Here is a 12450-nt window from a genome sequence, read left to right on the forward strand (position 1 = left end):
TGGCGCTGGACTAAACAAAGGCCCCCTTTTAGGGGGCTCACACAAAGCCACCTTCTTTAGAAGGTGGTAATTTACTGGGGATCACACTCTAATATAAGCGTACTCCAAACAAAATAATAAAGGACATGTTATGGACCTCTTTGCCTTACTCGATATTAATAATACTCTCGTTAACATTCCGATCGGCGACGGCTACGCAATGAGTTGGGTCGAAGCTTTCGGTACCGTTTTTGGACTGCTTTGCATTTGGTTTGCCAGCCAAGAAAAAACCATCAACTACTTATTCGGTTTGCTGAATGTCACGCTTTTTGCCGTTATCTTTTTTCAAATTCAGTTATACGGATTATTGCTTCTTCAATTGTTTTTCTTCTGTGCGAACATTTACGGCTGGTATGCGTGGACCCGTCCAAACGCACAAGGTGAAACGCTGGAAGTTCGCTGGTTAAATAAACAGAAACTTATTACTACTGCCTCTATTAGCGTTGCATGTATCGCATTATTAACGATCTATATCGACCCATTTTTCTTTGCGCTAGCAAACATTGCTGTTGATAGCTTGAATCTCTTTGGTGCTGGCTTGGCTGAACCGGTGCTTGAACCTGACGCGTTTCCGTTCTGGGATGCGACCATGACAGTACTTTCTGTTGTTGCACAAATTCTGATGACACGTAAATACGTCGAAAACTGGATTCTATGGGTCGTGATTAATATTATCAGTGTGGGTATCTACGCGACGCAAGGTGTTTACGCAATGTCTGTTCAGTACGCGATTCTTATGTTCATCGCTGCCAATGGCACGCGTGAGTGGGCTCGTAGCGCTAAGCGCAATGGCGATAAAACCTTAGCGCACGCTGCTGCGTAAGGAACGAAAAATGGCCAAACAACCTCATATCGGAGTGGATGAAACACAAATCGCTCCCCTCGTTATTGTATGCGGCGAGCCAGATCGAGCGAATCGTATCGCGGCATTATTTGATGATGCAGAAATGGTGTCGGAAAACCGCGAGTACCGTGTGTTTACCGGCAACTACAAAGGCAAGCCTGTTTCAGTGTGTAGTACAGGTATAGGTGCGCCATCGATGATCATCGCAGTGGAAGAGCTAAAACAGTGCGGTGTGACTCATGTGGTACGCGTTGGATCGGCGGGGGCAATGCAATCAGGCATTCATCTTGGCGAGTTGATCATTGCCGAAGGCGCGGTAAGAGATGAGGGCGGCTCTAAAGCGTATGTCGATTCGTCTTATCCAGCCTACGCAAGCTTTTCACTGTTAAAGGAAGTTGAGCGTTACTTGTCGATGCAAAAAGTGCATTATCATTTTGGTGTGGTGCGTTCTCACGACAGTTTCTATACCGATGACGAGGATGCAATATGCCAACATTGGAACAAGAAAGGCATCTTAGGTGCAGATATGGAAACCTCTGCGCTGTTTACGGTCGGTCGACTACGAGGCCTTCATGTGGCTTCGATATTAAACAACGTGGTGCTGTATCAACAAGATGTGAAAGAAGGTGTTGGTCAGTACGTTGATGAGGCCAAAGTAATGATGCAAGGTGAGAAGAGTGCCGCGATTACGGCATTAGAAGCCTTGGTTGCTCAGCGTTAGCCAGTCTCTATCTCAGTAAGTCACATAAACAGAATAGATGTAAAGCGACAGGTCACTGTCGCTTTTTTATTTGGAGTTACGGGGTACAATCCACCTTAAATAGTTGTCCGTAACTTTTTCTGAGAGAGCAGAAAATGAAAATCAGCCCTTATCCGACTGGTCGCTTCAAAACATACCTTGAAGAAAAGAGTGCCACCTTTCGCGATTTGATTTATCAATGCCAAATAAATTCGCGTTACTTTGATGCTGGGGAAGCAATTCTCCGCCAAGGTGAGCAACTTCAGTACTTGTATGTTGTGCCAGTAGGTCGAGTCTCGATGAACATATTGGCCGCAAATGGACGACGTTTTCAATTAGGGGAAGCTAACTGCGACTATCATATTTATGGTGAAATGGAGTTCTTCACTCAGACTCCTTGTCAATGGAATGTGATAGCAGATGAACATATGCAGGTTGATGTTATCTGTATCCAAAAACTAACCGAAGCACTGCAAAATCATCCCCAAATGATGGTGTTCTTCGCTTCAGCATTGGCTGAGGATTATCAAGACTCCATGGATATCTACACTAATCGTTTGTTGCATCCCATTACTTACAACATTGCCTATGATCTTCTCGTCCGTAATCAGACGGATAAGTTGCTTGGTGGTTTTGATAAAGTGAACCAAGAGGCTGAGCGGTTTGGCACCTCAGGCCGAGTCTATCGACGTGCAGTTAAGGACTTGATTGAAAAGGGATTGATTACCAAAACAGACAACGGTTTGGAGATTATTGATGAGCTGGCACTCAAAGCGTTTATTGATGCGCATGAATGATACGCCCAGGTATTGAAATTGATGAGTTTTATAAGTCTTTGATATATCTAAGTCTTGAGTAAACGTAACTAATGTAAAGTACCTTAAATTTTGTTGAATGCATTAAAGAGTAGCGTTATATTGCGAACGCGTATGATAATAGATCTCATTAAGGCTTAACAAAATGAAAAAATTCGTCGGTGCGGCTATGCTGTCGTTATTTACTGTTTCTCCTTCTTTTGCTGCTAAAGTTGTGATTGACCACTACATGGGTCAAACAGAGCTAGAACAATCCCCAGAGCGTGTGGTTGTGATTGGCTTTGGCCCGCTAGATGCGCTGGACAACTTTGGTATCGATCCTGTTGCAGTATCTAACTCTTCTAATCTTCCTAGTTACCTTTCAAAATACAGCAAAGATAACTACACCTCTGCGGGTAGTTTGTTTGAACCTGATTTTGAAACCATCTACATGCAAAAACCGGATTTGATTTTGGTTGGTCCGCGAGCGTCTGCGAAATATGAAGAGCTGAGTGAAATTGCCCCTACAGTTGTTTTTGCGGCGAAAGAGAACCAAGGCTATTGGGAAGGCACGCAAGCGCAATGGCGCAATATTGGTAAGATCTTCAATATCGAAGAAAAAGTAGAGCAGAAAATTGAAGCGCTAGATGCTCAATTTAAAGCAATCCGTGACTACAACCAATCGAACAAAAATGATGCATTAACGATTTTGAGCATGGGTGACAACATCAGCGCGTTTGGTGCCCAGTCGCGATTTGGCGTCATTTATAACGACTTTGGCTTCTTGGAAACGGTTGAGCACGTGAAAACGGGCACTCACGGAGATGTCATTTCTTATGAGTTTATTCGTGAAGCTAACCCGAAAAATATTCTCGTGGTTGACCGAAATTCTCTGACAGGTACGCCGGATAACGATATTCGTAAATCCATGGATAACGACTTAGTCAAAGCGACTGCGGCATATAAAAATCATAAAATCACTTATTTAGATGTGGACGCGTGGTACTTGTCGATGTCTGGTGTGACAGCAACAGAAAAAATGGTCAGTGAGATAAAGCAAACCGTTGAACTGTAATCCAAGATAGCAGAGGTTAACTTTGAAGAAGTTATTGCTAACCCTTGTGGTTTTAAGCACGGTTTCGTTATTTGTTGGGGTGGCAAACATGACGCCCCAACAACTCTTTTCAGGTGATGAGAAAGCATTAGAACTTTTCTTTACCAGCCGTATACCACGTTTATTTGCCATATTGCTTGCTGGTGCTGGCTTGAGTATTGCGGGTCTTGTCATGCAGCAAATCAGCCAGAACCGATTTGCGGCACCTTCTACAACTGGTACGATCGAATGTGCCATGCTGGGCTATGTACTGAGCGTGGTTTTCTTTGGTAATGATAATCACCTTTGGCTCGTGTTCGGCATCTCGGTATTTGGGACGCTGGCGTTTGTTTTCTTTATTCAGCGCATTCAATTTAAGAGCGTGGTTTTTGTGCCACTTGTCGGGATTATTTTCGGCAATGTCATCCAATCCATGACTACGTTTATCGCTTACAAATATGATGCACTTCAAAGTCTGAATGCTTGGACAGTCGCAAACTTCGCCAACATCTTGCGTGGTGATTTTGAACTGCTGTACATCGCGGTACCAATGGTTATCCTCAGCTATCTTTTTGCCGCAAGGATCTCTGCCGTAGGTATCGGAAAAGATTTCGCGATTAACTTGGGTTTGAATTATCAGCAGGTTGTGACGATTGGCGTGCTATTGGTGTCCATCATGTCAGCAAGTGTCGTGATGATTGTTGGCCAGTTGCCATTCTTAGGGCTGATTGTACCGAATCTCGTGAGTCACTTTTATGGCGATAACCTCAAAAAGAACATTCCGCTTACGGCCATGTATGGGGCCATTTTAGTGTTGTGTTGCGATTTGGTGAGTCGTTTAATTATTTTCCCTCATGAAATGCCAATCTCTATCGTGATTAGCATATTGGGTGGCGTGGTATTCATCGCAATGTTGTTGCGAGGTAAGCAACATGCGTGATTCAACGAAAATCCTGCTGCTAGGTGGCATTGCGATTCTTTTCGCGTGTCTGTTTATTGGTATTGGGCTAACGGCTGACAACTACCAATATTTTTTGTCTCGTAGAGTTCCTAAAGTATTGGCGATAGTGCTAGCGGGTGTGGCCATTGCTCAGTCTTCACTTGTATTTCAAACCATTACGCACAACCGAATTTTAACGCCAAGTATCATGGGTTTTGATGCGCTGTATGTGTTAACCCAAATTTTGATCGTGTTGATTTTTGGTGGGTTGAGTACCTTAGTTCTTAACTTGTACGTCAATTTCGCGATTGCAGTAATTGTAATGGTGTCGTTTTCGCTACTGCTGTTTGGGTTTTACTTTTCAAAAGGCAGCAAGAACTTGATTACGTTGCTATTGGTCGGCTTGATCTTTGGTCAGCTATTTTCCAATGCGGCGTCATTCTTTTCTTTGCTGATGGACCCAAACACATATGCAATTGTTCAGTCGAAACTGTACGCCAGTTTCAATAATGTCAAAGTGAACTTGGTTTACTTTAGTGCTCCGGCTTTGATGTTTGCATGTTGGTTGTTGTTTAGGATGCATCGCACTTTAGATGTGTTTTGGCTCGACCAAGACAATGCGAAAAGTTTGGGTGTTGATGTACCTAAAGTGACGAGAAATGTGTTTATTATCTCGGCGGTTTTGATTGCTATTTCTACGGCTTTGGTAGGGCCAATCATGTTCTTTGGTTTACTAGTGACCAACTTAAGCCGAGAAATGTTCCGAAGTTACCAACATAAAACGCTATTGGTCGGATGTTCGTTTCTATCCATCAGTTCATTACTTGCTGGGCAATGGATAATCGAAAACGTGTTCAGTTTTGAGACGACGTTGAGTGTCGTAATTAACTTTATCGGCGGTGCGTATTTCTTATACCTGCTGCTGAAAAACAAAGTTGTATAAATATGATAGTAATAGACAAATTAACGAAGGCTTTCGGTTCAAACAAAGTCGTAGACGAGGCCAATACTCAGTTTGAAAAGGGCAAGGTAACATCGATTATCGGTCCAAATGGCGCGGGAAAGAGCACGCTGTTATCTATGGCCTCGCGCTTAACGGAGCGAGATGGCGGTAGTGTTATCATTGATTGCAAGGAAATCGCGGAATGGGACACAAAAGAGCTAGCGAAAAAACTGGCAGTACTTCGCCAAGCTAACTCGATTACAATGCGGTTTACCGTAAAAGAGTTAGTCTCTTTTGGTCGTTTCCCATACTCTAAAGGAAATCTGACTAAAGAAGATCATGAGGTCATAGAACAAGCGATCGACTACTTAGATTTGCAAGATATTCAAGACAAATACTTGGATGAATTAAGTGGTGGTCAGCGACAGCTTGCATTTATTGCTATGGTGATTGCACAAGATACAGATTATGTCTTTCTTGATGAACCTCTTAATAACTTAGATATCAAACACTCTCTTCAGATCATGAAAGTTGTGCAGCAGTTAGCCCATGACATGAATAAAGCCATGGTGGTCGTGATTCATGATATTAATTTCGCGGCGTGTTACTCAGATGTCATATTGGCGCTTAAGAAAGGTAAAGTTGTGGCGAGTGGTGCGGTTGAAGATGTTATTCAAGCGTCTACGCTAGAGGACATCTATGAAACGCCATTTAACATCATAGAGTTAAACGGTAAGCGCATGTGTACTTATCATTAAGCGAGCTAGTTCGTTTTTAACGAGATCAATAGATAGGCGGGCTTACTTGGTGAGCTCGTCTATGATTGGGCATCGGCTCTCTGCATCTCCAGGACAAGAAGAAACCCAACCTTCAAGTTGCGTTTTGATCTCCATGAGGTGTGCAATTTTTTCTTCAACCTCTCTCAGTTTGTCCATGGTTCTTGCTTTTACTTCGCTACTTTTGCGATTGGGGTTATGAGCAAGTTGTACGAACTCTTTGCATTCTTGCAACGAAAAGCCTGCGCTTTTTGCGCGTGATACCAAGTTAAGCTCTTGAATATGATTATCTGAATATTCGCGATAGCCAGAGTCGCTACGCGCTGGTGGAGATATGATCCCTTTGTCTTCATATAATCGAATCGACTTAGATGAAAGCCCAGTGAGCTTCGCGACGGCACCAATATTCATGTTTAACCTCCATAACGTTTAAGGCGAGTATATACCGATGTTGTGGATAAGACACTCCTAAATAACAGTCAGTTACCTAGAGTCCCCTTACTCTTTAATCACTTCATGTGGTGGCACACCAAATGCCTTTTTAAAGGCATAAGTGAAGTTAGAAGGGTGGTGGTATCCGGCTTCATAGGCGGCTTCTGTTATCGTCACTAGGCCACGTTCCAAATGTTGCCTAGCAATCTCAAGACGTCGAAAACGAATGTAGCCGTTTATGGTCATATTAAGTGATTGTTTAAATCGACGCTGCAGGTTTGAAACACTCATTGAGAATTGGCTCGCCAACTTTTCCAAGCGTAGTTCTTGATCAAGGTGAGTTTCAATATAGCTGACAATATCCTCAATTCGACCATCAATGTGTCGTTCAATACTGCTGTTTTTAGCACTGAAATTCTTAGGAATTTGCTTGGTGGCTTGATGTAATATTTGATAGATCAAGCTTTCGACCTCTAGCTTTTCTTGGAACTCTTGCGGTGTTTCTCTATTTGTTAACGTTTCGGCCAACTCGCATAGCGTCTGGTTAGGCTCCAACTGTTGAAACGCCTGATGAGAGTTAAAAAAGGCTCGATGACTACAATTTTGCTCAAGGCGGGCCTCTAGCCATTGGGGCTTAACCAATATGTTGATCTTATTAATGAGGTTATCTTTGAGCAGTGAACGACGAAAATTTGCAGGTTTGAGTAAGTTCACCACTACACCCTTAGGGCCGTCGCTCGCGTCTAAATCAAATTGCAAATCGTCGTAGCCAAACGAGAGTCTACCTTCTAAAAGAATAGTGACCAGCAGTGAGGCGTGTGCAGTAGAAACAATATTCGAATCAATAAGTTCTAGACAACGCCCGCCATGAACAAAAATTTGATCATTATACTGATATGATAGGAACTTACCTTCGGCCAGTTGAGTTTGACAAGGTTGGCCTTGCGTGACAATCCATTGTTTCTCTGTCGCCTTTAGTCTTTGGGTTAAAGCTATCTTGGCAATTTTAGTTCGTTTTGTTGTGACTTCCTGCATTTGACACTTCCTCATAACACTTGTGCGATTTCGCATAACCAAATCGCCTTTGTATTTATAAAACTCATGCTTATTATACCTGAGAATTATTATCATTAATATTTAGGAATGAAGTTATGGAAAGCCCTGCTTGTTCACCTATCAAGCTTTCAAGCCTTTGCCTTGCAGTGGGAATGGCGCTATCAACCCCTGTTTTAGCTCAAGATACTGAGTCACATTTTGAAGAGGTCGTTGTATGGGGAACGAAAGTTTCCAGCAACACTGAGTCGATGTTTGCGGACGACATGTCACTGAAGCAAGCGGATCATATGTCTGATTTACTGCGCGATATTCCCGGTGTAGATGTTGGTGGAACACACTCTGTGAATCAACGTATTACGATTCGTGGTTTGAGCGAAACCGATTTGGACATTCGTCTTGACGGTGCTTCTCAGCATGCGAGCATGTTCCATCATATTGGTAACTTGACGTTGAACCCTGACATTCTCAAATCTGCGGACATTCAGGTAGGTAATAACTCTGTGACTCAAAACGGGTTAGGCGGTTCGGTCTACTTTGAAACGAAAGACGCTCGTGACTTACTTCGTTACGATGAAAAGTTTGGTGCGCGTGTTTATGGCGGCTATGCATCCAACGACAACCAACAAGGTTCGTTGACACTGTACGGACTTTTGTCCGAAAACATTGATGCGATGGTCTATGGCCATTACGTTACGCGTGATGATTTTGAAGATGGTGATGGCAATAAAACCTATGGTGCTGCAGGTGATGTTTACAACATTCTGGCTAAGCTGGGGTATGAACTAAATGACATCCATCGTTTTGAGCTCTCTTATGACATGTACCGAGACAGTGGAGATTACAGTCCGCGTCCTGATATGTCTGGTAGTGCAAATAATAGCCTGTCGAGCAAGTTACTTATCCCTACGGATTATGACCGCGATACCGTTACCTTGAGTTACGAGTTGCGAGGCGAACAACACCAAGGAAACGTCACTCTTTATAATACCGAGACAGAAATTAAACGTGACGAAACGGTGATGGCCCCTCGTTGGCCCTCGAACCGTTTATCAAAGAACACCGCCAAAAACCAAAACTTTGGTTTGAATGGCAAATTCCAGTCAGATGTTATGTTAGGTGAGTTTGATAATCGAGTCACTTATGGCTTCGACTACATGGATAAAACGTCTTCGAGTTACTACGGTAGTCGTAAGTTTATGGACGAATCGGCGATTTCAACCGCACTGTTTGTAGAAGATCAGTTCTTCTTCTCTGATGCCTTCTTTATTACTGCAGGTATGCGCTTTGATGATTACAAACGCAAAGCTGAGACAGGAACCAGTAATTATGATGATGTAACTTGGGCTCTAGCAGCAGAATGGGCGGTGACGCAAGATTGGACGTTGTTTGCGAGTGCACGCTCTCTATTTAAAGGTCCAGAGCTAATGGAAACCTTTATTGCTTACCAAGACGTTGCATTTTTAGAGGATGGGTTAAAGCCAGAAACGGGATTGAACACGCAGGGTGGTGTTCGTTTTGATAAAACCTTTGATAAGCATTTCTTTGGGGCGAATATTACGATATTCCAAACGGAAATTGATGATTACATTGCAGACCAGTACCAAAACGCGACTCAAACTTACCTGATTTACAACTTAGGTGATGTTGAGATTAAAGGCTTTGAGGCAAGTGCTTCTTATGGTTACGACAAGTTTAACAGCAAACTTTCTTACTCTAAGTCGGACACCAAAAACAAGAATACTGGTGGTCCTGTTGCTGGGGGCAATGGGCGTAGCATTGATATGGGTGATAGCATTGCTCTAACTTTGGATTACCAGTCAGACGCTTTAGAAACGATCTTCGGGTGGAACTCAATGTTTGTTCTAGAGGAAGACAACGTCTTTGATGGTCAGCCAAAGAAAGCAAGTTATGATGTGCATAATCTATACGCTCAATGGGTGCCGTCTGATATTGATGGACTGTCGGTGACCTTTGGTATTGATAATGTATTTGACGAGTTGTACAGCTCTCATGCGTCTCGTTCGGGTACTGCACGTGGCTTCACGCTTGATGACTACGAGCCGGGTCGCAACTTCAAACTCTCTGCAGCTTATCAATTCTAACAAGGTTCTTCATAGGACGTTTCAAAGTAACGAGTAAGTTCATGATTAAAGAAAGCACCCGAATAGATAGTGAACACGCTGACAAATACTTAGTGACGCTTTGTCGGCATTTTGGACGAAAGGTTCCTGCTACTTGGAATGAAAATAGCGGTTTGGTGACATTTCCGACGGGAAAAGCGGAGTTTAACCTTTGTGCATCTAGCCTAACTATAACCTGTGAGGCGGATTCAGAAGAGAAACTGAATACGGTTAAGGCGATCATTTCATCGCATGTGGACATGTTTTCTCGTCGAGAAACATTAGCACTTAGCTGGGTTCGTTAGCGCTCGTTTAGGGATGCTGTGATAGAAGTGGAATATTAAAAGCAAAAGCCCGCAATCTTATGATTTGCGGGCTTTTATTGTTTGAATGCTATTGCGCTTTCTCAGGCTCTAGGCTTTTTTTTTCCTGCTGCATTTTTGCTAGGAAGTAGATGTTAACGCAAGCAATAAAACCGTTAGTTAATACTACAGGCCAAGAATCAATCATTAGTCCGTAAGCGGTAAATAGCGCACAACCAATAAAGTTAAGGATACGAAGCTTAACAATATCTTTCATAGTTAGCGAAATAGCGACCATGATTGAAGCTGCATAACCTAAAATCTCAACCATATTCATGTCCATTTTTTGACCCTCTTAAAATCTGCCGAATTTTGTCGGTACCAATTCTTCTCATCTTGAGATTAATGAGGAAGCTCCATGCCTCGAATGGTCTTTTTTTGTTGTATGGACGCACTATATCAATGGAAAAACCGTGATAAAAGCCTCAAATCAAGGTTAAGAGAAGGTTAGCGATTACGCAAACGTTTAGGACTGGAATTACTGATAATTTTACTTATTGTGTTGATTGATAATAACGATGACATTAATAGCTCAAACACCATTGAAAGTAAGGGAATATTTACATATCATTGAAAATGATAATTATTTTCAAGTGCTGTGTTTATGTATTTTATTATTAGCTTGCTCGTGTTTTTTTTGCTGTATATCAGAACAAAACCGAACTCGTGGTGTGCGGGGATTCATATCGTAAGCCACTTTTTTATCGTTGCATTTTGTCCTGCAATTTATGTTGTTCAATATTTAATCGTTACGTTTTTTTCGTCACCGATATTGATTAAGCTGTCATCACGCTCCGGTGTATACAACATTCTCATTGCTTTTCTTCCATTATTGATCGCAACCGGCAGTCTGGCGTTTAGCTGAATGATTTCATCTCTCTTCTTTTCTTAAAACAACTACACTTAATCAGAATAAGGTATCAATTTCATATAATTATTCGATATCTACGCGTCAGCACATGTGTCACATTTCTGTGACTACGAGTAAGTTTTACTTATGTTGCTTGGTAGTAGGGTATTTATCGATTGTTTAATGATTCAATACTTAGTTTAATCGTATAAAGGTGTGCAGTATGCCGCACTAAATTAATAAGAAATTATCTAAAAAGGTTAATGGGAAACGTAAGCCATTAGCGGAGGTCAGATGAGTACGCACACGGTACCGCAGAGCGCGATTGTAAATGCTGTCAAAGGTGAAGTTTTGGTTTTGGGCCTGGATGGAAACGTTAAGGTCATAAAAGCGGGGGATGAGTTAAGACCTGGCGAGATTATTATCACAGAAAATAATGCTTCTCTCGACGTACAGATAAATAATGAGCTTTATCTGGTCGATGCAAATTGTGTTGCTTGTCTTCCTGTGCCTTCTTCTGAACCGTTAGAACCAGTATTGGTACAATCTCCAGTTAATGGCTTGGTGACTTTTGACCCAACGGCTATTGGAAGTGCTGACTTCGACGCCAACGATATTGCCGCTATCCAGCAAGCTATTTTAGACGGAGCTGACCCTACCGCTATCTTAGAAGCAACAGCTGCTGGCGCAGGTGCTGAAGGCTCGGCTAATGCTGGCTACGTGACGGTTGAATATAATAACCCGGAAGTACTCGCTTCTACTTTTTTTGAAACGTCTGCGACTCGCAGCGGAGAAGATGATCGCGACGAAGATGACGGTTTGAATGTCACGATTTTTGCTGATGGTGGGCAGTCACTGCAATCTAGCGTAACAGAAGGCTCAATTTCTCTATCAAGCTACCCGCAAACCATTTCGTCTAGTGTGCTGGTTGAAGCAGGGGATCTCGCACTTGATACTGCTTCATTTGTACCCGAAACGTCTTCTTTAGAGTCTTTGTTGACTGAGCTTAACAGTGATATTACCTCTGGTGGTCAGCCAGTGGCGTTCGTTTATGACGAAGCGCAAAATGCCATTATCGGTACTCAAGAAGGTAACGAAGTGCTTCGTATCGAGATCGAAGCGACATCTGTAGGCCGTGATTTAGAGTTAGAAGTCGTTACCACGATTAGCCAGGGCGTTGACCATGTTGCGTCTGTTGCTGATGGCCAAGTATCGATCGTCGGTGATCAAATCAATATTGCTTTTGATATTACAGGTGCAGATATTGGTGGTAACAGCATTCAAGCGCCTATCGATTTTACGACAACCGTTATTGATGGCGATGATCCTGCGCCGCAAAACGTTACTTTTTAAAACGTTGAATCTTCTTCTACACCAATTACTGGCACCTTTGTTGATATTGGTAGTGATCAATTGGCAACGGTCACGTTTAATCAAGAAGGACTTAGTCAGTTCGATGGCC

Annotated in this window: 13 protein-coding genes; 10 read left to right on the forward strand and 3 right to left on the reverse strand. The window is 42.6% G+C overall.

Going from position 1 to position 12450, the window contains the following annotated elements:
* Positions 1–130 precede the first annotated feature (130 nt).
* From pnuC to vctC, 7 genes are all read left to right on the forward strand, one after another.
* Positions 131–862 (forward strand): nicotinamide riboside transporter PnuC, encoded by a 732-nt coding sequence (gene pnuC, locus R7Z49_RS18105; RefSeq protein WP_213986367.1) that lies wholly within the window; start codon positions 131–133, stop codon positions 860–862.
* 10 nt (positions 863–872) lie between these two features.
* Positions 873–1604, forward strand: coding sequence for a nucleoside phosphorylase (locus R7Z49_RS18110; protein WP_017635382.1), 732 nt, complete (start codon positions 873–875; stop codon positions 1602–1604).
* A 134-nt stretch (positions 1605–1738) separates the two neighbouring features.
* The gene (locus R7Z49_RS18115; protein ID WP_186585383.1) at positions 1739–2419 is read left to right on the forward strand and encodes a Crp/Fnr family transcriptional regulator; all 681 of its coding nucleotides are present in this window, start codon (positions 1739–1741) and stop codon (positions 2417–2419) included.
* Positions 2420–2582: 163 nt separating this feature from the next.
* The gene (locus R7Z49_RS18120; protein WP_005376635.1) at positions 2583–3491 is read left to right on the forward strand and encodes a siderophore ABC transporter substrate-binding protein; all 909 of its coding nucleotides are present in this window, start codon (positions 2583–2585) and stop codon (positions 3489–3491) included.
* A 22-nt stretch (positions 3492–3513) separates the two neighbouring features.
* Positions 3514–4449 (forward strand): iron chelate uptake ABC transporter permease subunit VctD, encoded by a 936-nt coding sequence (gene vctD, locus R7Z49_RS18125; protein ID WP_017820306.1) that lies wholly within the window; start codon positions 3514–3516, stop codon positions 4447–4449.
* Positions 4442–5392 (forward strand): iron chelate uptake ABC transporter permease subunit VctG, encoded by a 951-nt coding sequence (gene vctG, locus R7Z49_RS18130; RefSeq protein ID WP_005376631.1) that lies wholly within the window; start codon positions 4442–4444, stop codon positions 5390–5392. Before vctD ends, vctG begins: the two co-directional genes overlap by 8 nt.
* 2 nt (positions 5393–5394) lie before the next feature.
* A complete protein-coding gene (gene vctC / locus R7Z49_RS18135) occupies positions 5395–6150 on the forward strand; it encodes an iron chelate ABC transporter ATP-binding protein VctC (RefSeq protein WP_025767868.1) in 756 nt (251 codons plus the stop codon).
* Positions 6151–6192: 42 nt separating this feature from the next.
* Here the strand turns inward: vctC and cueR are convergent, their stop codons facing one another.
* Both cueR and R7Z49_RS18145 read right to left on the reverse strand, forming a co-directional pair.
* On the reverse strand, positions 6193–6579 hold the full coding sequence (gene cueR, locus R7Z49_RS18140; RefSeq protein ID WP_005376627.1) for a Cu(I)-responsive transcriptional regulator: 387 nt from the start codon (positions 6577–6579) through the stop codon (positions 6193–6195).
* 87 nt (positions 6580–6666) lie between these two features.
* Complete coding sequence (locus tag R7Z49_RS18145; protein WP_053349178.1) at positions 6667–7635, reverse strand: helix-turn-helix domain-containing protein; 969 nt, start codon at positions 7633–7635, stop codon at positions 6667–6669.
* A 116-nt stretch (positions 7636–7751) separates the two neighbouring features.
* On the opposite strand from R7Z49_RS18145, the gene R7Z49_RS18150 reads away from it, so the two are divergent.
* Positions 7752–9758 (forward strand): TonB-dependent siderophore receptor, encoded by a 2007-nt coding sequence (locus R7Z49_RS18150; RefSeq protein WP_065275235.1) that lies wholly within the window; start codon positions 7752–7754, stop codon positions 9756–9758.
* A gap of 41 nt (positions 9759–9799) precedes the next feature.
* Positions 9800–10081: a DUF2218 domain-containing protein gene (locus R7Z49_RS18155; RefSeq protein ID WP_005376622.1), complete on the forward strand. Its 282-nt coding sequence runs from the start codon at positions 9800–9802 to the stop codon at positions 10079–10081.
* Positions 10082–10169: 88 nt separating this feature from the next.
* On the opposite strand, the gene R7Z49_RS18160 is transcribed toward R7Z49_RS18155, so the two are convergent.
* Positions 10170–10421 (reverse strand): YgjV family protein, encoded by a 252-nt coding sequence (locus tag R7Z49_RS18160; RefSeq protein ID WP_005376619.1) that lies wholly within the window; start codon positions 10419–10421, stop codon positions 10170–10172.
* 861 nt (positions 10422–11282) lie between these two features.
* Between R7Z49_RS18160 and R7Z49_RS18165 the strand changes: the two genes are divergently transcribed.
* A complete protein-coding gene (locus R7Z49_RS18165) occupies positions 11283–12341 on the forward strand; it encodes a retention module-containing protein (RefSeq protein WP_318111891.1) in 1059 nt (352 codons plus the stop codon).
* Positions 12342–12450 lie beyond the last annotated feature (109 nt).

It is taken from the genome of Vibrio sp. 1562, assembly GCF_033340155.1.
Taxonomy (GTDB): domain Bacteria; phylum Pseudomonadota; class Gammaproteobacteria; order Enterobacterales; family Vibrionaceae; genus Vibrio; species Vibrio alginolyticus.